Source organism: Brevibacillus centrosporus (assembly GCF_003710815.1).
Taxonomy (GTDB): Bacteria; Bacillota; Bacilli; order Brevibacillales; family Brevibacillaceae; genus Brevibacillus; species Brevibacillus centrosporus.
In genome coordinates this window covers 25896-47784 of the sequence record NZ_RHHP01000041.1, presented here as the reverse complement: position 1 = coordinate 47784, position 21889 = coordinate 25896, and the positions used below count along the sequence as shown (strand labels likewise).

Here is a 21889-nt window from a genome sequence, read left to right as displayed (position 1 = left end):
AATGTGAGGAACGAGAGAATGAACAAGAAGAAGTGGATCATTATCGGGGCAGTCGTAGCTGTATTAGGTGGAGGCGGCTACTATGGATACACCGCCATGAAGGCAAAGGATGTGGCAACGGAAGAGCAGCCGCAGGAGCAGCCATCTTTTCCTACAGCGATGGTCGACGTAGGGGAAGTCAAAAAGACGATTTTTGCATCCGGTACCGTTGAGGCAAAAGCACGGGAAGAAGTAAAACCGGAGATCAGCGGCAAGGTCGAGCGCCTGCTGGTCAGCGAAGGGCAGTCCGTGAAAAAAGGGGACGTGCTGTTTACGGTAGACAGCACGGATGCACAGCTGGAGCTCCAAAAACAGGAGCTGAGCATACTCCGTGCCCAGAAGGAACTGGATGAGCTCAAGCAAAAGAAAGATCGAATCCTGGCAGATAAGATGGGGAAGGTCAAGGAAGTGCTGGTAAAGGAAGGCGATGTGGTCACGCCGGATTCCGTGGTTGCCAAGCTGACGAACACCGACTATTTGAAAATAACAGGGAAGTTTAGCGCATATGAAGCGGAGCAATTCCGGATTGGTCAAAAGGTAAAGGTATTCGTTACCGCCTCTTTGTATTACGTGGACGGGACGATAACCGATATCGATCTGGTGGGACAAAAAGAAAAAGGAATCGGCGGCGTGCACAATGTGGAAGTGCAGGTGAAAAAACCGGGTGCCCTTTATGTCGGGGACATGGGGGAAGTCCAGTTCACCGATGCCAAGGGTGTACTGTACGCGAGCCAGATGGCTACGCCGTTTGAGCTGCCTGACGAAATGGAGCTTTTGGCAGGGACTCATGGAAAGATTGGAAAGGTCGAGGTGGAGAAGGACGACGAGATCAAGGTCGGACAACTTTTGTTTAAAATGGATATGACGTCATCCGAGCTGGAGCTGCGGGAAAAAGAACTCGCACTCAAAGAATCGCTTCTGACGATGGAACAGAAGAAGCGCGAGATCGCGAAAAAGCAAGTGGAGGCGCCAATCAACGGAGTCATTACCAAGCTGAATGTAAAGGAAGGGGAGACCCCAACCTCAGGAGAGCCTGCTGTAGTGATCATGGATGCGACATCTGTCTATTTTCTTGCCGCGGTGGATGAGATTGATATTCCGGCGATCAAGATGGGACAGAGCGTGGATGTGTACGTAACTGCATTTGGCAATCGTCCATTTAAAGGCAAGGTAATCGAAATCCCGAAAGAAGGCACCAAGGAAGACAAATCGGTACGGTTCGCTGTGAAGGTCGAATTGAGTGAAACCAGTGAAATGAAGCATGGCATGACGGGTGACTGCGATATTTACGTGGAGCAGAAGGACCAGGTAAAACGGCTTCCTTTGAATGCCGTTGAGGTAATGGAAGAAGGCAAAGGCACAGTCATGATCAAGGATCCTTCAACAGGTCAGCCGTCTCCAAAAGAAGTAGAGATTGGTGTGGAGGGCTCGGACTTTATCGAGATCAAGAGCGGGTTGGAAGAAGGGGCAGAGGTACTGGTGACCAATGTCTGATCCATAATGGCATAGAAGTCACAAAAACATCCTCGGGCTGCATGTTTGCTGCATGCATAGCACGAGGATGTTTTTTTATCGAACTTCTTTTTTTAAAAGGAAGCAGGGGATAAGGGCAGCGTTTGAACCATTTTCTTCGTCAAACTCTGTAGGGGATCGGAGATGAAGATACCTTTCTCCTGACGAAATTGGCGTGCGGCGGGAGCCATGGACAGCTGGGCTGCCGACAGGATGGAATCCTCCTCGGATAGGGCTAGCATGGTTTCCCAGAGGATCTCCTGGTAAGCTTGCTGCTTGTTCTCCATGATCAGGGAAAATGCTCCATCAATCAAATGAATGCTGATCTGGGGAGTGCATCTGTGCAGAGCTGCCTGCTGCCATAATCGGTCCATGGTGGGTTTGACAGTGGCAGGATTGGTGAACAGGATGGTTTGCTTGCCTGAACGTCTGGCAGCTTCTTCTAAAAAGGGTCCATCGATGGTAAAGATCGGGATGTCTCGTTCAGATTCGTGCTCGGATGTCAGCGTGGCTGCGTATTGCGTGCATGTGATGACGATGGCGTCCGGCGTGCTCGCTTGCATCCAGGAGAGCTGACTGTCCAGCTTCGCTTCGGCTTCCGCGCGCGTTGGCGGCTGACTGTTGGCCGATTGCAAAAGCAATCCGGGATCGACGTAGTGGGCAAGCTCTACCTTCCATTGCGAAAAAGCATCATCCACAAGCGCGATATTCGAATGATGACCGTGCAGGCAAGCGACCTTTTTCATACATGTGCCTCCATATTACTTGGCTTGTGGGCAATTACACGGATGCGCTTGTAGTCGACATACCACTGACCATTCTGATAGAGCACAGGACGCAAAAGCTCGCTGATCTCGGTGCAAACCTCATCAATTTCTGCGGCGGTCAGGCCCGTGAAAAAAGGACTGCAAAACGAATCCAGCCAATGCCGCAATCCTCGGTCGCCGTCTGGCATGAGAGTGGGTCTGTCAAAATGAGAGGAGAGAACGACCCGAAACCCTTGACGTTCTAAGAGTGTCGTATATTCACCGATGCTAGGGAAGTACCAGGGAAAGCGATCGTCGGAAGAAATCCCTCTCGCACCAAGAGCGGTATGCAGGGCATCGGTAACCTGCTTGCAGTTGTCTTTTCCACCGAACTCTGCCACGAATCGTCCGCCGGGTTTCAGAGCCAGCCAAACGGATTCCACGACAGATTCCGGACGCTTCATCCAGTGCAGGGCGGCATTGGAAAAGACTGCATCGTACTGTTTGGACGAGCGGAATGTATGAGCATCAGCGATCTGAAACGACAGACCAGGGTACTTCGTACGAGCAGCTTCGATCATGGCAGGGGAAAAGTCGGTCCCCTCTACATGCGCCCCACTTTCGGCCAGCTGGGCAGTCAGATCTCCAGTCCCGCACCCGATATCCAAAATGCTTTCTCCGGAAACCGGTTGTAGCCAGTCAATCAATCCTCTGCCATAATGAGAAACGAAGTTCATTTTTTCATCGTAGTGGGTTGCGTTCCATTGGTTGGTTTGCGTCACGAGAATCCCTCCTTGACCTAGTTTTACCAGCTAGGTAGGTATTCGTCAAATCTATATAAATTATCATGTTTATAGTATTTTCCTATATCTAGGCGGCGGTAGTTGAGCGAAGGAGATGGAGGGAAGTTTTCCCTGTCAAGAAACAAAAAGGAGAAAAGGCTGAATTTGTCGAATGGTAACCAGTAGAATATGAAGTAGAGAAAGTGAGAGGACATCAATTGAAAAAATGGGTTGTATCAGCGCTTTTAGTGTGTCTGGCTACTGGCAGCCTTCTGTCAGGTGCAACGGTTTCGCCAGCCATGGGGGCGACTACAACGATGAAGCGGACCAGCCAGGCACCTGCGCCTGTGCAAAAGCCGATTCATGACATGATCGTTTTTAATGATTTTCAGGTCGCTGGCTTGTCGGCTGGTGGATGGAATTGGGTGAAAAATGACGAGTTTATCCTTCCCCCCGATACCCCGCTAGATATTGACGTGACGCAAACGACCTATGGAAGTGGAACAAATGTAAGCAGGAGCGAAGTATTCCTGGATGGTACGGAATTGACGGCCTTCCAGAATGAAAAGACAGCAGCGCAAGCTTCTTTGAAGTGGCAGATCCCTCGATTTACAATCCCTTCTGCGCAGCTATCTCCTGGCATACATACGCTGACCTTTGTCGTGACCGATGCGAAAGGGCAAAAAAGCACGGTGCATATACGGTTTCGTGTAGAAGAGCAGAATTATCCGTACATCTATGAAGGAGAAAAGGCGACAGGCGATGCTATTCCTTCCGGGGATACAGTTGCTATTTTTGGTTTGTTTGGTTCAAAGGTTTTCTCCAGTAAGATTGCTGGAACGTGGAGCTTGTCAAACAAAACGACCAATACGGAAATGAGGTCTGTGAAGGGAAGCGTGTTTTCCTCGGGTTCACTTAAAGGCGGGAAATACGAGGTGGTATTCACACCAGATGACGGCGCACTAACACCATGGATGGTCAATCTTCAAGTTGGTCCAGCGGAAGTATATATGGGGACAAATGAAACTGGACAGAAGCTATCTCCCAATCAGAAAATTAGCGCTACCAAAGCACCGGACACCATTTCGTTGTATGCCCCTTTTCCGGGGAAATGGTGGGTGAACGGTACTGGACAGACACTGACGGACTCGCAGCATTTCGATGTTGTCATCCCAGAAACGTTGGCGGGCTTGACGATTAGTGTGACATACGAGCCAAATACAGGGAAAGACGAACAGGCAATACAGATGGATACAAGCTCTACTATTCAAATCCAGGTCCCTGGTACGCCTGCGGTGTGTGAACCTACTACGGCTACTGCCAATATGGACGTATTGATGCAAAATAATGATAAATCGTCCCTGATGGTGGAACGCCGAAATTTGTATTCTACGAGTGCTACCGTAAGGCTGTATCAAAATCCCGTTCATCTCATTTGGCTTGCGACTGCTGCTGCTCATGTAGAGTTTGGAAGCGAAGAAGATGATGATGAGGGACCAGGCGTTTGGGCAGTGGATAATGTAGTAGTTGACGCATCCAAACTAAACGGGGATCACACAGCTCTCAAGCTTTCCAGTTTTAATCCGGGACGCTATAAGGTCAATTATTACAGTAAACGTGAGCCCCATCAGTCCTGGTGCGGTTACATTCAAGTCATAGAAAGTTCTCGTCCTATTTCTTCTGCACCGTCTTGTGATATTGGGGACTCTGGAGCAATCCCTTACCCGACTCCATTGAGATTGGTTTCGAAAAAAGGTCAACAGTATCAAGATGGTGACCATATTGTAGTGGACTCGAAAAGCGATTTGAACGATCTCGAAGAGTTAGTACTCATGTCGACTCATGTTGTGAATAAAGGGACGAAACGAATCATTCTGAACGCAAGTAGTAGGACGGACAGGCGTTACGTCCACGTTCCTGATCTGGTTTGGGAGGACGGGGCAACATCGCTCGGGTCGGGACAAGAGAGTAGCGGTGCGACGATACAATCCAGTAATGAAGTAAAGATCATTTATAATGACAAAGTACTCACTACGATTAAACCGTCCCGCTCTACAAGAGATGATGACAGATCAGATGATACAGGCGTCGATTCATTAAACGTCAAGCAACTTATCGATTTTCAGGATGGTAAGCCCGGCGTCTATTCGATCGAAGTGACCAACACTATGGAATATCTTACGTGCCAGGTCACATATGGCGGAAAATCCTACACGAAGGATACCGACCTATTAGAAAAGAAACAGAAAATGACTCTGAAGATCGAAGTCAAATAAACTTGTACGGAACCCTCTGCCCAGCAGGGGGTTTTTCCAATAGGAGGGTACCTTCATGACCGAGGAACAGCTAGCGGTCCTAGAGAAGTTTGGTTTTCGTGTAGAAGGAGAACAGCTGAAACATTTTAAACTGGGAATCGTAAGAGAAAAAGAGGAGTTTGCCCGATTTTCTTCGACGGAAGAGCTGCAGGCATACGTAAAGCAGATCCTTCGAAATCAATGCTTGTGGAAACGGCAGGAGTAACATAAGGAACACGATGATTTTTCCCAAGGAGGCTACAGATGGAGATAGAGACAAAGGATCAATTACTTCAGGGATTAAAAGAAGTGGAGAAATGGGAGAGCGAGCAAAAGGATCTCTGGTTTTGGGAAAAGCTTGGACGCCTACCTTTCGTTCTTCTAGATCGAATCACGCCGAATTTCGTCCGGGAAAAGCTAGGAACAGCCGTTGACGAGATGGCTGTCTTTTTGGAGACAGGCGGATCGTATCTGGTTCAAGATGAAGCGGTGTACAGCAGGTTTCGCTCGCGAATGGCAGGAGCAGGACAGCCCTCAGGTGAGGTGGCTTATGTGGCAGCACAAGCTCCAGTAAAACTGATGGATGATGTAGCACGTGAGCTGAGTGAGTCACGCTCTACGTTTGCTACCGTACAGGGGGCCACTACGGGGATTGGCGGCATTTTCACGCTTGCTCTGGATATACCGCTTTTGCTGGGTACTTCGTTGAAGGTCTTGCAGGAGATGGCGCTCAGCTACGGCTATCGTCCTGAGGAGAAGCGGGAGCGTTTGTTTGTCGTGAAATGTCTGCAGTTTGCTTCTTCTGATATCGTAGGAAAAAAGGCGATTCTCGAAGAGCTTTCGCAGTTTGACAATCCGGCGGCACAAAAGGATGTGATGGCCCAGCTGCAGGGATGGCGAGAGGTCGTGGTGACCTATACGGAGAATTTCGGATGGAAGAAGCTGTTTCAGCTGGTTCCAATCGCAGGTATCCTTTTTGGTGCCTACCTCAATCGCTCCACCGTTCAGGATGTCGCCGAAGCGGGGATGATGCTGTACCGCAAGAGGCGCATCCTGGAGCGGTTGAGACAGGCCAAAGAGCCTGTGGACGTTACAAAGTCCACTCTTCAGCCGTAATGGCATACATGTTATGGTCTTCCCAGGCACCGTTGATTTTCAGGTACCGTAAAGATTTTCCTTCATAGCGGAACCCGTTCTTTTCCAGCACGCGGATTGAGCCTGCGTTATGAGGCATCACGCCAGCCTGAACACGGTGCAATTGGGCTTTAGTAAAAGCGAATTGCAAGGCGAGCCTTACAGCCTGTGTCGTGTACCCTTTGCCATTGTGCGATTGATCGAGGAAGTAGCCCAATGTAGCGTTCTGCCATACCCCTCGCACTACGTTGGATAAAGCGACCCTTCCGATCATTTGCTCGTTTTCTTGCAAAAAAACACCGAAGGCAAAGCCGCGATCATTGGCAAAATCCCGAATAGACTGCTCGATTTGCTCCTGCTGACCTTCGCGGGTATGGAAGGAAGCAGGGCGAATCGGCTCAAAAGGCTGAAGAAACGGATGATTTCGTACACGCAGTTCGAGTAGTTCATCTACGTCTTTTTCTTGCAGAGGGCGCAAATAAATGGAATCCGTATGTAGTTGCAAGGGTTCTTCCTCCTCAAACAAAAAATGTGGGAGGAAAATTTTATCATATGCGCTTTCTGCTGTAAAGGATAGGGTCGTTGGAGCTAGCCGAGGAGCTCAACAAAGGATACGCCAAAGGCTTTGCAAACCTCGACTTCCTTAGGTGTCGGGGCGAGCTCGATTTTCAAACCCTCCAAAGGTGTTTCCGCACCGCATTCACGTGCTTTTTGCAAGAAAATGTCTACAGCGGCACCGACATGCTCATATGCGGAGTCGCATGAACCGAAAGCGGCGACTTTTTTGCCGGCAAGACTGATGGTATCCATGCCGTCATAAAAATCCATGCACTCATCCGGAAGCTCTCCATCTCCCCACGTATATGCCCCAAGTAGAATCGCGTCGTACGATTCCATCTCCTGTGCCGTTGCGTCAAATACTTCTTTTATTTCGAGCGTAGCGCCCGTGGAACGAACGCCTTCTGCGATTGCTTCCGCGATTTCTTGCGTGTTTCCTGACATGCTTGCGTAAACCATCAAAATGTTTGCCATAAAATTCAATGTCCTCCAATCAGATAATGAAAATCATTCTCAGATACAAATTAATGAAAATGATTCTCTTTGTCAATACGGATTTTTTCTTTCTCAGAAACTGTTGCCACACCGATGCGATTTTGGTAGAGTTAAGTGAAATTATCAATAAAGTTAGTCTAAATAGAGGTGCGCTGAGGAAGAGTACATCTTTTCGCAATCTGTCCGGGGGCAGGGAAGGAAGGAAAGGCTAAGGCGCCGAAGCTTTTGTTATTCCCCTGAATAACAAGGGTTGGGGTGCTCGTAAAAAATGATCATCCTGTCACGAGAGCAGAACGGCTCTTGTGGAGCGCTATTTACGATTTGCTGCCGAGATATCGAAAGCAATGAGTTGGCGCATGCACTCATTGCTTTTTTTCGTCTTCGGAAAACTTGTTTTGGAAGTGGTTTTTTAGTAAATAAGGATGTATGTGGCATGCTTATTTACATCAGGCAAACGATGCGCCCCTATGTTTCGGGAAGCGGCCTTTGCCATACATTTTTCAAATGGTTTTGACTAAAAGGAGGATCTACCTGTGAACATGATGGATGCGAATGAAATTATCTCGTTTATTCAAAAAAGCGAAAAGAAAACCCCTGTGAAACTATACGTAAAAGGAAATTTGGAAGGCATCGATTTTGGGGCGAGTGCAAAAGCATTCATTACAGGTAATACCGGCGTAGTGTTTGGTGAGTGGAAAGAAATCGAGCCGGTACTCGCTCAAAACGCTGAGAAAATCGAAGACTATGTAGTTGAAAGTGACCGTCGCAATTCCGCGATTCCATTGCTGGATACCAAAGGCATTCAAGCCCGCATCGAGCCAGGTGCCATCATCCGCGACCAAGTAACCATCGGAAACAACGCAGTTATTATGATGGGGGCATCGATCAATATTGGTGCAGTGATCGGTGAAGGCACCATGATCGATATGAACGTTGTAGTAGGCGGCCGTGGCACAATCGGAAAAAACTGCCATATTGGAGCAGGCTCTGTCATTGCAGGCGTAATCGAACCACCATCTGCACAGCCAGTTGTGGTTGAAGACGATGTTCTCATCGGCGCGAATGCAGTCATCCTCGAGGGAATCCGCGTAGGAAAAGGCGCAGTTGTAGCAGCAGGTGCAGTCGTGATCGAAGACGTACCGCCGTACACAGTAGTAGCGGGTACACCAGCGCGTGTGATCAAGCAAATCGACGAAAAAACTCGTTCCAAGACAGAAATCAAGCAGGAGCTACGTCAGCTGTAAGGGGTGCAGGAACATGGATTGGCGCTCACTCGATGAACAATACATTGTATCCACATACAAACGGTTGCCTATTGCGATTGCAAAAGGCGAAGGCAACTACCTGTACGACACCAATGGCAAAAGCTATCTTGACTTGTTTACCGGCCTTGCGGTCAATGTGCTCGGACATTCCCATCCCCGTGTTTTGAGAGCTTTGCATGAGCAGGGCGATCTGTTTTTGCATATCTCCAACGTGTTTCTCAACCAGCCAGCCATTCGATTGGCCAAGCGATTGGTTGAGAACACCATTGCGGGTAAAGTCTTTTTCACCAATTCGGGAGCAGAGGCGACTGAATCGGCGATTAAACTGATCCACAAATGGACGAAAACGGATGGGGCAGGTCGCGAAGGAATTGTTGTCCTGCGCAACAGCTTCCACGGCCGCACGCTTGGAGCGGTTCGTCTGACCAGACAAGCCCATGTCTATCAGGATTTCCCGCAACCAGCATTCCCGGTATATGAGCTGGATGCAGAAGATACAGAGGGGCTTCGAGCCATCTGTCGCGAAGCCAAACCTGCAGCTGTCTTGATGGAGCCCGTGCTTGGATCCGGTGGTGTAGTTCCCCTCACGGAATCGTTCCTGCGCGAGGTAGAAACGATTTGCCGAGAAGAAGGCATGTTGTTTGCCATGGACGAAATTCAAACAGGCATGGGTCGCACCGGTAAGCTTTTTGCTTATCAGCATGCAGGAGTGACTCCAGACCTGATTCTCTTCGCCAAAGGCGTCGGTGGCGGATTGCCTCTCGGTGGGGTGATCGCTGGAACGAAGCTGATGAACCAGTTCAAGCCAGGTGATCACGGTACGACATTTGCTCCATCGCCACTTTCAGCTGCACTTGGGAATGCAGTGATGGATGAACTGCTTGACCCGGATTTTTCCTCTTCTGTTGCTGAGGTGATTGAGTATCTGTGGTCTGGCTTGGAGGATTTGCGTTCAAGGCTTCCCGAGCAGCTTCAAGCATTGCGCGGAAAGGGCATGATGGTTGGGATCCCGCTATCTGTCACGCCTGAAGAAGCAAGCCGTCTGCAGAGCAATTTGCTCGAAGAAGGAATCTTGGTCGACGTTACGCAAAAGACGATCGTTCGATTGCTGCCGCCGCTCACACTCACCAAAGAAGATGTGGATCACTTCCTTGCCGTGTTTGCGCGCCAGCTGAAAACGTCAAGTCCGGCACAGGAGGCGTAGGCAAATGGCTACATCTACGTTTGTACAGATTCGGCGTGACCTCCATCAAATACCGGAGCCAGGGTTTCAAGAAGTGAAAACCCAGCAATATTTGCTCCGCTATTTGGAAGGCCTGCCACAGGACCGTGTTCAGATTCAGACGTGGCGTACAGGGATTCTCGTAAGAATTCCAGGGACTGATCCAAAGCGCACGATTGCATGGCGTACAGATATGGACGGGCTCCCGATAGCTGAGGAGACGTCCTATCCTTTCCGTTCCTTGCATGAAGGCTTTATGCACGCTTGCGGTCATGACATGCACATGTCGATTGCCCTTGGATTAGTGACGCATTTTGTTCATCATCCGATTGCGGACAATTTGCTGTTTCTCTTTCAGCCTGCAGAAGAAGGCCCTGGTGGCGCTTTGCCGATGATGCAGAGTGAAGAGTTTGCTCTTTGGAAACCCGATTGCATTTTTGCCCTGCACATCGCGCCAGAGTATCCGGTGGGACAGATCGCGACGAAGCCGGGCATTCTGTTTGCCAATACGTCCGAATTGTTTGTGGATCTGGTGGGAAAAGGCGGACATGCGGCGTTCCCTCATCAGGCGAATGACATGGTCGTAGCTGGTAGCCATCTGTTGACGCAGCTGCAATCGATCGTTTCCCGGAATATCGACCCTCTAGATTCGGCTGTCATCACAGTCGGTAAAATCGAGAGCGGAACGAAGCAAAATATTATCGCAGAGCGGGCCAGACTCGAAGGTACCATCCGTACGTTCTCGATGGAATCCATGGCTCGGGTAAAAAGTCGCATCGAGGCACTGGTCAAGGGGATAGAAGCGGGCTTTGCGTGCACGGCTACCATCGACTATGGCTGCGGCTATTGCCAGGTTTATAATGAAGAGGCATTGACGGAGGAGTTCATGCAATGGGTTTCCGAGGAATGCCCAGACGTGACCCTGATTCATTGCAAGGAAGCGATGACCGGAGAAGACTTCGGATACTTCCTCAGTGAAATTCCTGGCTTCTTGTTCTGGCTTGGAGTCAATACCCCGTACGGCCTGCATCATTCCAAGATCGAGCCTAGTGAAGATGCCATCGAGGTGGCGATCCATCTCGTCTCACGTTACTTCACCAAGCTGTCTGAGAGACCATAACCTGTTTTTCCATACGAAGGAGCAGCTTAGTAGAGGCTGCTCCTTTTGTTGTCAAGGGTACTTCCTTCTTATTCACACCTCTTGTGCATAAGTCTTTCCTCCTGATTGTTTTGAACTTGTGGATACTGTGGATATTGTTGAAAAAAGTTCGAGCAAGACCACAACTTTTTGCTTGTTTAGGCGTATAAACTAGTAAGAAAAAATTCGGAATAACAAGCGCTGCCGCGCAAACATACAGGAGGACTAAGACATGAAAAAAGCATGGTTGTCGGCCTTGTTGTCGTTGACTGTTGTGGCTGGAGTAGGAAGCACTGCTTTGGGCGAGGGCTCCATGAGAGTATTCATGGGCGGAGAACGTATCGTGAACAGTATGGGATCGTCCAATGCCAATTCGGTGGAGGATTTGGTCAATAAAATGGGCGGGTTCGCCAATTACGATCAAGGCTCCGGGAAAATGGAAATTATTAAGCCAAACGTGAATATTCTGGTGTTAGAGGGGATTCAGCAAACGCGGAATAAAACCGTCGTTTTCAGCAACCCGATCAAGGGCTACAGCGATAAAAATGTGCCGCGTACCTTTAATGCGTTTGTAGAGGTTGACAATGCGCCCGTCGCCAAGGATTTGCGTATGCAGCTCGTCTTGATTTCACCAGAAGGGAAAGAAGTAGACAAAGGGAAAGAATGGAAATACTCCACTCAGAATGCGAATAGCTTCTATTTTTCTGAGCCATTCGTATCGACGAAGCTGGAAACCTATGGAACGTATACGATTCAGGTCCGGATGAAAACCGAGCAATTCAAGTCGTACATCGTTGTCGGCGAGAACACGTTTACAGTTGGAAGATAAAATAATAGCTTGTTTGCGTTCCCACGTGGCTTGTTCGCATGGTATAATAGGTGGAAAAGCCGATATACATGGTGAAAGCGAGTACATGAAAGAAAGGAACGATGGGAGCGAATGGAGACAAATCCCCCGCGATCATCCACAGACGTAGAAGGCCCGAGTATACGCATCGCCTGGAAGGATGATCATTCTATCCAGGCAGAGTGGAACATGACGAAGGAGTTTGAGCAGGAAGTGGAAAAGAAATTTGCCATCCCTTTTGCTGAACTGCCCTTTGTCTTACGCCTTTTCGATGTGACTGACCGCAAAGAGATCCGCGATGACGGAACTGACCTTTACACTGATTTTGATATCAACCACCGTTCGTCCGAGTGGATTCTTTACGGAGTTACGCAAGGATTGGAATATTGTGTTGATTTGGGCATTCGAATGGTTGATGGAAGGTTTTTTTCACTATCGCGATCTCAAATGATTTGATCAACGTGCTCATGAATAAGGAAGACCCTCTGAAAAGAGGGTCTTTTTGTGTTGCTCAAGGCATTTGCCGCTGTTTATCGAGCAAGCGAAGGGCTACAGCGAGTACGGCCCAAACAGGCATCGGCTCATCCAGCTTGCTTAGCCATTCAGGGGAAGTGAGCAGGCCTTCCTTTAGAGCCCGCGTTCCCAGGTCGACTTTCCAGGCTGGATAGCCGGAGGGCTCTTCGGGAGCAAACTGGTCGTATTGGCTCAGATCGTATGTCCGGACGAGGGTGGTTAGCTTTTCTGCATATTTAGAGTCAGTGGCATAGCCGGCTTTCTGAAGCGCTTCTGCGGCTTCCTCGGGGGTTGCAGCCATGATTACTTTTTTGTACAAAGGTTTTTGCAAAAAGTCGGCATGATCGTCCAGAGACTGCTGGTAGTTGTAATAGGCCTTGAATTGCGCGGTTTGCGTGACGATCTTCCCGTTTACCTCTTCTTTGGTAACGACATTAACAGAGCCTGCTGTTCCAGTCCCTTTGATGCCAAATAAGTTATAGGAGGATCTGCCTGTCGTCGAATCGATCGGCACCTTTTTCCCCCATCCCGATTCCAGGATCGCCTGCGCAATGGTAATGGAAGGGAGGACATGATGCGTCAAGTACGTTTGCCTGGCGGAACCAGCCACCAGATTAATGAATTCCTGCGCTTCCATAAGTCACCTCACCTCTCTTGTTTGACGAGTAAAGGTTCTCTTTTCTTACTACCTTATGGAAATGTACTGGCAAGGGAGATACAAAAAAGAAAAAACAGCCGATTGACTCAGCTGTTTGGTGGTTGTGCTATGGTTTTCGCGGTTGAAAATACTGAATTCGTTTGTTGAACAAATGCAGTTCAGCCTTGTAATCCTTGGCCAGATAACGGCAGTACTCATTGGCTTTATTTTTGTCCCCGTGCGTAGCTGAATCCGGTAGTGAGATTTGAATGTAGTGCATCTCTTGCCCGTTTACTTCAGTGGAGCCGATCCCGACGACAATCGCTTTGTACATGTTCGGGTCTTTTCCTTTGAGCAGGAACCAGGAGCCTTTGCCCTCCGCTCGTTCCTCCAGGGTATAAGGAAAGGCGGCCTCGGCATATGACCAGCCGAGCTGCTGGCCTGTTTTGGTTGTCATGTCGACATATCGAGTAAACTTTGCTTTCACGTCCTCTATATCCGCGTGCGTAGCAGTAGATCCTTCTACGAAATAAATGTAGGCCGATTGAAGTTTCACGATTGCACTCACTCCTAGTACCGAGAATGTCTGCGTTTAGTTTAGCATTGCTTCCACTCTTTGACAATGCGCCAATTCTTAAGTAAAAATAATTGCGTGTCTTTTCTGAAAAGTGTAAAATATAATTACTGTTTATATTGGAATGCATGAAAGATAAAGAATCACATGGAGGAATAGTCCCTATGCAGGAGGTCTCAATTAGAAACGTATTTGAAGCGCTTAACACTATGCGCGCCATCGACGTGGTGAATAAAGAGGACTGGGAGCGAGCAGCGAAGGAAGCGGAGCTGGATTCCTCCGTGCAATTAAACATCCTTTGGATCATCTATTGCTACGAAGGCGTACGCGTCACACAAATTGCCGACTGGACCTTCTGGCATCCTTCATCAATTGTGATTCATATCAAGAAGTTGATGGAAAAAGGGATGGTAACGATCGAAAAGTCGGAGTTGGATGGTCGTGTTGTCCATGTTTATCCAACGGAAAAAGGAAAATCGGTCATCGAAGCCAGCCGTAGAAGCGTGCCATCTATTTTTCGTTTGACGTATGCATTGGAGAAAATGGAGGAACGCTACAGTACAGCGGTAGTAGAGTTATTCTTTGAATGTCTTTCCTTTGTCGCGCAATCCTTGCACGGGGCAGAAAAGGTTCGCTGGATTCAGGAAGGCGAAGATCGCATTCCGAATTCCAAGCACTTGATCAGTTAAGGAGCAGGTGTGGCAAAAAGGTGGGTTTTCGCGTATACTTATTAATACTCCGAATATTTACATAATGAATATTCGGGCCAAACTTCAGATGAGGAGGGATTGCTGATGGAGCACTACGACCACTTGTACGAGGAGTCGGAGAACGCCAATGTACGTTTTCTAGGATTGGTCTCGGAAGGAACTCGCCATGATTTTGGGATTGTGTTTACGAACAAGTTTTATGGAAAGCCATTGGTGATCTGTATGCAGACGGGGCAATCTACCCTTCTCGGTTCAGAGGATGTCGTAAATCCTGGATATCTGCAAAAGATTTTCCGGCTCGATTCTGAAAGCGAAGCGGAAACCCTCGCTCAATTTTTCCAAGAGTACCTACCTACTATCCCTTTTGAAGAAAATCAGTACTAGCAAGCGAGCAGAAGACTTTCTTCTGCTCGTTTTTAATGTAGATCAGGTATCATGGCAATGAAGGGAAACAAAAAGATCAAGTGGACAGGGGAGAGACAAATGAACAGTCATCAATGGCTGGTCCCCGCTCAAAAAGGATCAATGGTACTGATCCATGGGACGGGAGAGCACTATGGTCGATACGAGCATGTGGCTGCTTTTTTCAACGAACGGGGATGGAGTGTCTTCACCGGTGACTTGCCTGGATGGGGAAGGTCTGCTGGCAGGAGAGGACATATCGAGTCCTTTCAGCAATACATAGAGGCTGTCGAGGATTGGATGACAAAAGCTCGCAGTGCGACTCCTGCCGGGCAGCCATTATACCTATTGGGGCATAGCTTGGGAGGACTTGTAGCCACAAGATATGTTCAAATGAAAGGGGACGCTGATGGGCTCACAGGCCTAATTCTGACTTCTCCATGTCTTGAACTGAAGCTGCAGGTTCCTGCTTGGAAGGCGCAGCTTGCTCGCATGCTGGATCAATTCATGCCGACGTTGGCGATGCCAAACGGGGTGAAGGCGGACATGGTCTCCAGAGATTTATCCGTTCAGGCAGCCTATGTAACAGATCCATTGAACTATCCCAAAGTAAGTGTCAGATGGTTTCAAGAATTGCTGCGAGCCATGGAAAGTGCTTGGGCGGATAGAGATCACATCAACGTGCCTGTTCTTGTCCTGCAGGCAGGGGATGACGCCATCATCAATGCAGATGCGATCGAGCGCTTTACGGGCGGCTTGCGTGCTCCAAATTCGTTTCATCGCTTTTCTGGCCTGCGTCACGAAGTGCTGAACGAGCCCGAGAAAGAACAGATCATGGAGCAGATGGAAGCATGGATGGAGCAAATGGCAAAATTAAATGTGACATACTAATCGACAAAAGATGTGTTAAATTACCGTATTGACTCCTAATGGTGTGTCATATTAAGATGTATATAACATCACATTATCGAGGATATGACCATCACTCATGCTGCTTTCGGCAGTGTGACAGCGGAGGGGAATATAGATGGGAACAATTGTATGTCAGACTTGCGGAACCATCATCGAGCACTTTGAATGCAACTCGGTGAAAACGCTTTATGCGGTATGCAGCTGCGATTGCGGGCACAGTGAAAAACAAGAAAGAGAATAGTTTACCGACTACAGGCCCACTGCGCAAGGCCTGTTTTTTTTGACATCCTACTCCTCATGGGGGATAATAGAGAAGAGTGAAAATCGTTGCAAGAGGAGGAATAGTTTCATGAAGCGTAGACCCGTACAGGGGTTGATGGCCGCGGCTTTACTGGTCACCTCTCTGTGGAGCGCGTCACCGGCATTTGCCAGCAGCAGACTTGGCGAAGAAGTCAAAATTGACGTGAGCCAGCCTGAGGTTGATAAAGCAGGATTTGACATTTCAGCTGACTATGCCGTGTGGATGGTTGAAGGAGAAAAAACCATCACTTTATATGATTTGGATGACAATTCAGAAACGCAAATTGGCAACAAATCTTCTGCCAAGACAAGCCCACGTGTAGATGGAAATTACGTCGTTTGGATTGACTCTCGCGATGGTGGAACAGACGTGTACATGTACGACGTTTCCAAGAAGAAAGAATCGTTGGTTTCGAGTGGGTCCAAAGTGACGCAGCTCGAGATCTCTGGAAAAAACATCGTATGGGACGACAAGAGTGACAAAGGAACGGACATCTACCTGTACAACATAACTTCCGGTGATGTGGAGCAGATCACCAATAGCGGTGAAGCCAGCAATCCTTCTGTGGGCGATACATACGTTGCATGGCAAGATGAGCGCAATGGCAACTACGATATTTACACCTACAATCTGAAAACCAAAGCGGAAAAAGCCGCTGTAACAGCAAAAGGGGATCAGGTAAACCCGTCTATCTCTGAGGATGTCATCATTTTCGAAGATCAAAGCGGGGAGTATAATCAAGTCAGCTCTTATGACATTGCAAAAAGCAAAACAATCAAGCTGACAGATGATTCCAGCAACAAATCCTTGCCGCATATTTTTGACACAGATTTTGTAGTGATTGATAATGGAGATCTATACTTCGGTGAAGCTACCAAAACAGGTAAACGAAAAGCAGCAAGCTCCATTTACGATAAACTGCAGCCGCGTATCTATGATGATTATGTTTTGTATGCGAAAAAGGACAAAGATTCGAAGATCCGTTTGAACCTCTACGATATTGACGAAAAAGAATCGATTCCTCTGGGAGAGGTCTCTGGTGAACCTAGTCAACCTGCTGCGCATGATCGGTACGTGGTTTATATATCCGAAGGCAACAGAAGCGATTCCGTCATTCTGTATGATGTAGAAAAAGGGACTTCCAAATCGATTACAAAAGTGGATGCTTCACCTTCTCGGCCACTTGTCAGCAATCACTATGTAGTGTGGTACGATGACAGCGAAGATGCTCTCTTCTCTTACAACATTGCTAAAGGTACTACGAAACAAGTAACAGACGAAGATGACGATCAGCTTCCAGATGAAAAGTTGTATAAACTTGATGGAGACAATTTGTTGTGGGTGAATATGGATGGCCGACCTGAACTGAATGTAACCAACCTTGATTCCGGGAAAGACACCGAGATCACGACATTGAAAAAGGACCCATTGAGCATTGACCTCTATGGCAACTTTGTCACATGGGTACAGGAAGAAAGCTCGAATAAAGCCAGCGTCTACTTGTATGACATCGACGAAGAAGACGATACACAAATCCGTAAAAATGTTCAAGTAAAGGAAGCAAAGCTGGGAGATAATTTTGTAGTGTGGAGCGAGTACACAGACACTACAAAACCATCTTGGGATATCTACTCCTACGATATTGACCGTGGCAAGACAGCCTCTTTGCTTCGATACAATGATCGAGATCAGATCAATCCACAAACCTCACGAAATATGATGCTTTTTGAGGACAACCGCCTCTCTCCAAACAGCAAGACTTTCTATTTTGAACTGTACGATGTGGAAGACGGCTCTTACAGCGATTATTCTTGGGACGATGAAGCGGAAGTAGAGGAAGCGACAATCGGCGGCAACCGTTTGGTATGGATCGACAAACGTGACGATGATCCATACGTATATACGATGGCTATTTCAGATCCAAGAGATGATGATGACGGAGAAGAACCTTCCAATCCTGATCCAGAACCTGAGCCAGGGGATTACAAGGAATATGGCATTTTGGGTTTGATGAGCGATGGAACACTCTCCGAAAAAATGAACGAAGCTGGTTTTGACGATTTTGTATTTGTATTCTACCCAGGAACGAGCAAAGAAAAGACCATGTCCTTGTCTGATGCCTTTAAGGATATGGACAATTTCGCTGATTTGTTTGTTAGCACCGACCTTAACGAAATCAACGTTCGGGTCTATAAGTAAAAAAACAGGTAGTAAGTGGATACTTTCCCTTACTACCTGTTTTTTATTGTTCGATTTTCCATTCAATCGACAGAAAAACAAGAGCTGCTGCCTTTAATGGCAACAGCTTCTTGCTTCATTATCTTCAACTAAATGGTGACGTTAACCCGAAATCGCCGTTTGACGCTTCACGACTTTAATCGTCTTCAGTGTTTCATCCTCAGGACCTTGTACAGGCAGTCCGACACGAATGTTTTCCTGAATGTAGGCGATGTTCTCTTCGGAGATAACTTCCCCAGGCAGGAAGATCGGAATCCCTGGAGGATATACCATGATGAATTCGGTAATGACTCTTCCTGCGGCTTCCACAAGCGGGATGGTTTCTGTCGGCGCATAGAATGCTTCACGCGGCGTTGTAGACAGAATCGGGATATTCGGCAAGGAGATGGTTGGCATATCCTCTGCTTGAACATGGGCGAATTCAACAGACAAATCGCGCAGGGCGTTTACCAGGGTCTGAATCGATTCCTCTGTGTCACCTGCCGTTACAAAGCAAAGGATGTTGTACAGGTCGCTCATTTCCACTTCAATGTTGTATTTTGCACGCAGCCAGTTTTCGACTTCCCAGCCAGTGATGCCCAGATCGCGAACGTGAATCAGCAGCTTGGTCGGATCCATCGCGAAGGTAGCGGGCTTGCCGAGAATTTCCTTCCCTACACAATAGATGCGCGGAATGTCATTGATCCTATCACGTGCTTTATTCGCCAGCTTCATGGCTTGTTCTGTCAGCAAGTGTCCGTTCAATGCGAGATGCTGACGAGCCATATCGAGGGAAGCCAAGAAAATATAAGAAGTGGAAGTCGTTGTCAGCATACTCATGACCGTTTTGACACGATCGACATCGACGAGTCCTTCCCGTACGTTCAGGATCGATGTTTGTGTCAAGGAACCGCCCAGCTTGTGCACGCTCGTTGCAGCCATATCGGCGCCGGCTTGCATCGCGGAGATCGGCAGCTCCTCGTGGAAATGAATATGCACACCATGTGCTTCATCAACAAGTACTGGGATTTCGTAATTATGCGCAGTCCGCACGATCTCGCGCAAATCACCAGCGATCCCAAAATAGGTCGGGTTGATTACCAGCAGGGCAGCTGCGTCCGGGTGGGTTTCCAGTGCTTTTTGCACGGCTTTCACTGTGATCCCGTGGGAAATGCCCAAGCGCTCGTCCATCGCAGGATGAATGAAGATCGGAAAGGCTCCTGCAAAAATAATCGCTGACATGACAGATTTATGCACGTTCCGCGGAACGATAATTTTGTCTCCAGGGCTGCAGGTAGCCATAATCATTGCCATGATCGCACCGCTCGTCCCCTGTACGGAAAAAAAGGTATGGTCAGCGCCAAACGCCTCGGCTGCCAGTTCCTGTGCTTCCTTGATCATCGCCTTGGGATGATGCAGGTCATCCAGTGGCGCGATATTGATGAGGTCTATCGAGAGAGCGTTCTCCCCGATGAACTCGCGAAATGCCGGATGCATGCCCATACCCTTCTTATGGCCCGGAATGTGAAATTGAATCGGGTTCCGGTTGGCGTGCTCCAACAACCCGCTGAACAAAGGAGTTTTCATTTGTCTCACTACGATCGCCTCACTTTACAAATAAAGAATAAAAGGGGAAAAAACAAACAAATTGAGTATAGCAAAAAAGGGGGGGAAAGCAAGCGAATTTTTATTCATAATCCCCAAGTCCAGCAGGAGTTTGCTCACATTTTCGAGAAGTTGTATCGTAATGGGGTGAAAAGATGAAAACAAGAGTAACTGAATTGCTACAGATCAACTATCCGGTCGTTCAAGGTGGATTGGCCTATTTAGCATACGCAGAATTGGCTGCAGCTGTGTCAAATGCAGGTGGATTGGGACAAATTACCGCCATGTCGCTCCCATCAGCTGAGGCGCTGCGAGAAGAAATCCGCAAAGTGCGAACCATGACAGACCGACCATTCGGTGTAAACTTTGCGATCGGCCAATACAATCAATCCTACGAGCCGTATGTGGACGTGGCGATAGAAGAAGGCGTCAAAGTCATTTCCGTTACGGGGGGCAACCCGGAACCGCTCATCCGAAAGCTCGATGGACACGATATCAAAAAGCTGGTGCTGGTTGCATCCGTTCGGCAAGCGCAAAAAGCAGAGTCGATCGGGGCGGATGCAGTGATGGCAGTTGGCCAAGAAGGCGGCGGACATCTCGGCAGGGATGACATCGGTACATTTGTTCTGATCCCTCGTGTAGCTGACTCGGTAAGTATTCCTGTCCTCGCCAGTGGCGGCATTGGGGATGGACGCGGCATTTTGGCTGCGCTAGCTCTAGGGGCGGATGGGGTTGAGATGGGAACTCGCTTCATTGCAACCAAGGAGTGTGTGCATGCCCATGCAGCGTACAAGGAAGCATTGCTGAAAGGGACGGAACAAGATACTGCCGTCATCAAAAGAACCTTGGGCGCACCAGCTAGAGTTGTTCGCACTGCAGGCTCCGACAACATTTTGGAGCTGGAAAAAGAAGGAGCAGGCTACGAGCAGCTGAAGCCATTCATCAGCGGTCAGAACAACTGTCGTTTTATTTATGAAGGCGATGATCAAAAAGGCTTCGGATGGGCGGGGCAAGTCATTGGTCTCATTCAGGATGTACCTTATGTCCAGGAATTATTTGAACGGATGTTTAAAGACCTGGATCAGCGTATGGAGCGTCTGCAAGCGTACAACAGTCGCTAAGTCACGCCGTTTTTTCAGGGAAAAACAAAAGAACAGGCACTTGCTTTTCGAAAGAAAGCGGACCTGTTCTTTTGCATATATAACTTAACAAAACATATCGGGAGGCGGTTTATGCACGGGAAAGACTGAGGTTGTAAAGCTTGGTTAAGACAGTGAAGGCCGCTTCCAAGCGAGCGAGCAAAGCATCTTTGTCAGCAAGCACAGGATCATGGCGATCAATGGTAATGCCGCAAAGCAGCTCGGCTTTTTTGACCTCTGCCAGCCTGTCCACCAGCTTTTTGACACCTTCCTTGCCGAGGGTTGACTGCGGTGCACTGTCAGGCTTTGTGTGATCGGGTGACCAGTGGAAATCATCGGGAACGATCGCCAGAATGTCATCGAGATGCGCATGCAAGGCACGACTGATTTCCTCTTTTGCAGGAGCTTCGTATATGACCGCATACCAGACAAACAAATGTGTACCCCACAAGCCAACTTGAAAGTGTGGGTGCTTTTTGTATCCGCGTTTATCAGCTGCCCAAGCAACCCATGTATCAACGGGGGGATTCACGGTTCTCCGTGCATGCTTGGCCACATGAAAAAACATCTCAGATCCGGTAGCAACGGATAAAGCCGGGGCAAAATGCTGACCCAGTGCTTCCAATTTCGGACGAATGATGCCTTTGATTGCTTCCATCCGCTGATCAAGGCCATCAATGGCAAAAACATCAAAATCTTCTTGCTGAAAAGCTGTAATTGTCGACATTCGGGCGAACACCTCTTAGGTAAGCTTCATCGCACGCCACGTAAGAAAAGGGCGAACGTCCCTGTCAAGGGAGCTTGGAATCCTCCATATGATATCATACCACGAAGGAAAAAAATACAT

The 21889-nt window shown here is 48.3% G+C and carries 23 protein-coding genes and 1 riboswitch; of the genes, 15 read left to right on the top strand and 8 right to left on the bottom strand.

All coding sequences use genetic code 11. The annotated features are described in order from the left end of the window. The first annotated feature begins 18 nt into the window (after positions 1-18). Positions 19-1533 carry an efflux RND transporter periplasmic adaptor subunit gene (locus EDM55_RS26330; protein ID WP_122961752.1) on the top strand — a complete coding sequence of 505 codons (1515 nt, stop codon included), beginning with the start codon at positions 19-21 and terminating at the stop codon, positions 1531-1533. 92 nt (positions 1534-1625) lie between these two features. Here EDM55_RS26330 and EDM55_RS26325 read toward each other — a convergent pair whose 3' ends face one another. Then, the gene (locus tag EDM55_RS26325) at positions 1626-2297 is read right to left on the bottom strand and encodes a hypothetical protein (protein ID WP_092267690.1); all 672 of its coding nucleotides are present in this window, start codon (positions 2295-2297) and stop codon (positions 1626-1628) included. Further along, positions 2294-3079: a class I SAM-dependent methyltransferase gene (locus EDM55_RS26320; RefSeq protein ID WP_174769308.1), complete on the bottom strand. Its 786-nt coding sequence runs from the start codon at positions 3077-3079 to the stop codon at positions 2294-2296. The genes EDM55_RS26325 and EDM55_RS26320 overlap by 4 nt, the downstream gene beginning before the upstream one ends. 218 nt (positions 3080-3297) lie before the next feature. On the opposite strand from EDM55_RS26320, the gene EDM55_RS26315 reads away from it, so the two are divergent. Genes EDM55_RS26315 through EDM55_RS26305 form a run of 3 tightly spaced genes read left to right on the top strand, consistent with a single transcriptional unit; the run spans position 3298 to position 6489 of the window. Continuing rightward, positions 3298-5355 (top strand): hypothetical protein, encoded by a 2058-nt coding sequence (locus tag EDM55_RS26315; protein WP_092267691.1) that lies wholly within the window; start codon positions 3298-3300, stop codon positions 5353-5355. 55 nt (positions 5356-5410) lie between these two features. Continuing rightward, complete coding sequence (locus EDM55_RS26310; RefSeq protein WP_092267692.1) at positions 5411-5599, top strand: hypothetical protein; 189 nt, start codon at positions 5411-5413, stop codon at positions 5597-5599. Positions 5600-5637: 38 nt separating this feature from the next. After that, positions 5638-6489, top strand: coding sequence for an EcsC family protein (locus tag EDM55_RS26305; protein ID WP_170184437.1), 852 nt, complete (start codon positions 5638-5640; stop codon positions 6487-6489). On the opposite strand, the gene EDM55_RS26300 is transcribed toward EDM55_RS26305, so the two are convergent. After that, on the bottom strand, positions 6464-7012 hold the full coding sequence (locus tag EDM55_RS26300; RefSeq protein WP_122961751.1) for a GNAT family N-acetyltransferase: 549 nt from the start codon (positions 7010-7012) through the stop codon (positions 6464-6466). The genes EDM55_RS26305 and EDM55_RS26300 overlap by 26 nt on opposite strands. An 83-nt stretch (positions 7013-7095) precedes the next feature. Continuing rightward, positions 7096-7539: a flavodoxin gene (locus EDM55_RS26295; RefSeq protein ID WP_122961750.1), complete on the bottom strand. Its 444-nt coding sequence runs from the start codon at positions 7537-7539 to the stop codon at positions 7096-7098. A gap of 155 nt (positions 7540-7694) precedes the next feature. Further along, positions 7695-7881, top strand: a riboswitch (Lysine riboswitch). Positions 7882-8093: 212 nt separating this feature from the next. On the opposite strand from EDM55_RS26295, the gene dapD reads away from it, so the two are divergent. From dapD to EDM55_RS26270, 5 genes are all read left to right on the top strand, one after another. After that, entirely contained in the window at positions 8094-8804 is a 711-nt protein-coding gene (gene dapD / locus EDM55_RS26290; RefSeq protein WP_092267695.1) for a 2,3,4,5-tetrahydropyridine-2,6-dicarboxylate N-acetyltransferase, read from the top strand. Positions 8805-8817: 13 nt separating this feature from the next. Beyond that, positions 8818-10029: an aspartate aminotransferase family protein gene (locus tag EDM55_RS26285; RefSeq protein ID WP_122961749.1), complete on the top strand. Its 1212-nt coding sequence runs from the start codon at positions 8818-8820 to the stop codon at positions 10027-10029. 4 nt (positions 10030-10033) lie between these two features. After that, positions 10034-11167: an N-acetyldiaminopimelate deacetylase gene (locus tag EDM55_RS26280; protein WP_092267697.1), complete on the top strand. Its 1134-nt coding sequence runs from the start codon at positions 10034-10036 to the stop codon at positions 11165-11167. Positions 11168-11417: 250 nt separating this feature from the next. Then, complete coding sequence (locus tag EDM55_RS26275; RefSeq protein WP_092267698.1) at positions 11418-12014, top strand: hypothetical protein; 597 nt, start codon at positions 11418-11420, stop codon at positions 12012-12014. Between the two features lie 111 nt (positions 12015-12125). Next, positions 12126-12488: a DUF4912 domain-containing protein gene (locus EDM55_RS26270; protein WP_092267699.1), complete on the top strand. Its 363-nt coding sequence runs from the start codon at positions 12126-12128 to the stop codon at positions 12486-12488. Positions 12489-12543: 55 nt separating this feature from the next. Here the strand turns inward: EDM55_RS26270 and EDM55_RS26265 are convergent, their stop codons facing one another. Together EDM55_RS26265 and EDM55_RS26260 are read right to left on the bottom strand one after the other, a co-directional pair. Continuing rightward, complete coding sequence (locus EDM55_RS26265; RefSeq protein ID WP_092267700.1) at positions 12544-13182, bottom strand: glycoside hydrolase family 73 protein; 639 nt, start codon at positions 13180-13182, stop codon at positions 12544-12546. A 127-nt stretch (positions 13183-13309) separates the two neighbouring features. Then, positions 13310-13738, bottom strand: coding sequence for a DUF1885 family protein (locus EDM55_RS26260; RefSeq protein WP_092267701.1), 429 nt, complete (start codon positions 13736-13738; stop codon positions 13310-13312). 182 nt (positions 13739-13920) lie between these two features. Here EDM55_RS26260 and EDM55_RS26255 point away from each other — a divergent pair, with 182 nt between their 5' ends. The 5 genes from EDM55_RS26255 to EDM55_RS26235 all read left to right on the top strand — a co-directional run bounded on the left by EDM55_RS26255 (position 13921) and on the right by EDM55_RS26235 (position 18280). Next, entirely contained in the window at positions 13921-14445 is a 525-nt protein-coding gene (locus tag EDM55_RS26255; protein WP_092267702.1) for a MarR family winged helix-turn-helix transcriptional regulator, read from the top strand. A gap of 105 nt (positions 14446-14550) precedes the next feature. Continuing rightward, on the top strand, positions 14551-14850 hold the full coding sequence (locus EDM55_RS26250; RefSeq protein WP_092267703.1) for a DUF3055 domain-containing protein: 300 nt from the start codon (positions 14551-14553) through the stop codon (positions 14848-14850). 99 nt (positions 14851-14949) lie between these two features. After that, positions 14950-15759 (top strand): alpha/beta hydrolase, encoded by an 810-nt coding sequence (locus EDM55_RS26245; protein WP_122961748.1) that lies wholly within the window; start codon positions 14950-14952, stop codon positions 15757-15759. A gap of 136 nt (positions 15760-15895) precedes the next feature. Beyond that, positions 15896-16021, top strand: a complete 126-nt coding sequence (locus EDM55_RS26240; RefSeq protein WP_092267705.1) for a GapA-binding peptide SR1P — start codon at positions 15896-15898, stop codon at positions 16019-16021. A gap of 108 nt (positions 16022-16129) precedes the next feature. Beyond that, positions 16130-18280 (top strand): hypothetical protein, encoded by a 2151-nt coding sequence (locus tag EDM55_RS26235; RefSeq protein ID WP_122961747.1) that lies wholly within the window; start codon positions 16130-16132, stop codon positions 18278-18280. A 141-nt stretch (positions 18281-18421) separates the two neighbouring features. Here the strand turns inward: EDM55_RS26235 and EDM55_RS26230 are convergent, their stop codons facing one another. Further along, positions 18422-19894 carry an aminotransferase class I/II-fold pyridoxal phosphate-dependent enzyme gene (locus tag EDM55_RS26230; RefSeq protein ID WP_092267707.1) on the bottom strand — a complete coding sequence of 491 codons (1473 nt, stop codon included), beginning with the start codon at positions 19892-19894 and terminating at the stop codon, positions 18422-18424. Between the two features lie 164 nt (positions 19895-20058). Here EDM55_RS26230 and EDM55_RS26225 point away from each other — a divergent pair, with 164 nt between their 5' ends. Continuing rightward, the gene (locus EDM55_RS26225) at positions 20059-21024 is read left to right on the top strand and encodes an NAD(P)H-dependent flavin oxidoreductase (RefSeq protein WP_092267708.1); all 966 of its coding nucleotides are present in this window, start codon (positions 20059-20061) and stop codon (positions 21022-21024) included. A 109-nt stretch (positions 21025-21133) separates the two neighbouring features. On the opposite strand, the gene EDM55_RS26220 is transcribed toward EDM55_RS26225, so the two are convergent. After that, positions 21134-21769: a YktB family protein gene (locus tag EDM55_RS26220; RefSeq protein WP_092267709.1), complete on the bottom strand. Its 636-nt coding sequence runs from the start codon at positions 21767-21769 to the stop codon at positions 21134-21136. Positions 21770-21889: the final 120 nt, after the last annotated feature.

Coding starts and splice junctions, on each gene's coding strand:
- EDM55_RS26330 (WP_122961752.1), top strand. CDS start 19: ATGAACAAGAAGAAGTGGATCATTATCGGGGCAGTCGTAGCTGTATTA.
- EDM55_RS26325 (WP_092267690.1), bottom strand. CDS start 2,297: ATGAAAAAGGTCGCTTGCCTGCACGGTCATCATTCGAATATCGCGCTT.
- EDM55_RS26310 (WP_092267692.1), top strand. CDS start 5,411: ATGACCGAGGAACAGCTAGCGGTCCTAGAGAAGTTTGGTTTTCGTGTA.
- EDM55_RS26305 (WP_170184437.1), top strand. CDS start 5,638: ATGGAGATAGAGACAAAGGATCAATTACTTCAGGGATTAAAAGAAGTG.
- EDM55_RS26295 (WP_122961750.1), bottom strand. CDS start 7,539: ATGGCAAACATTTTGATGGTTTACGCAAGCATGTCAGGAAACACGCAA.
- EDM55_RS26285 (WP_122961749.1), top strand. CDS start 8,818: ATGGATTGGCGCTCACTCGATGAACAATACATTGTATCCACATACAAA.
- EDM55_RS26280 (WP_092267697.1), top strand. CDS start 10,034: ATGGCTACATCTACGTTTGTACAGATTCGGCGTGACCTCCATCAAATA.
- EDM55_RS26275 (WP_092267698.1), top strand. CDS start 11,418: ATGAAAAAAGCATGGTTGTCGGCCTTGTTGTCGTTGACTGTTGTGGCT.
- EDM55_RS26270 (WP_092267699.1), top strand. CDS start 12,126: ATGGAGACAAATCCCCCGCGATCATCCACAGACGTAGAAGGCCCGAGT.
- EDM55_RS26265 (WP_092267700.1), bottom strand. CDS start 13,182: ATGGAAGCGCAGGAATTCATTAATCTGGTGGCTGGTTCCGCCAGGCAA.
- EDM55_RS26255 (WP_092267702.1), top strand. CDS start 13,921: ATGCAGGAGGTCTCAATTAGAAACGTATTTGAAGCGCTTAACACTATG.
- EDM55_RS26250 (WP_092267703.1), top strand. CDS start 14,551: ATGGAGCACTACGACCACTTGTACGAGGAGTCGGAGAACGCCAATGTA.
- EDM55_RS26245 (WP_122961748.1), top strand. CDS start 14,950: ATGAACAGTCATCAATGGCTGGTCCCCGCTCAAAAAGGATCAATGGTA.
- EDM55_RS26240 (WP_092267705.1), top strand. CDS start 15,896: ATGGGAACAATTGTATGTCAGACTTGCGGAACCATCATCGAGCACTTT.
- EDM55_RS26235 (WP_122961747.1), top strand. CDS start 16,130: ATGAAGCGTAGACCCGTACAGGGGTTGATGGCCGCGGCTTTACTGGTC.
- EDM55_RS26225 (WP_092267708.1), top strand. CDS start 20,059: ATGAAAACAAGAGTAACTGAATTGCTACAGATCAACTATCCGGTCGTT.
- EDM55_RS26220 (WP_092267709.1), bottom strand. CDS start 21,769: ATGTCGACAATTACAGCTTTTCAGCAAGAAGATTTTGATGTTTTTGCC.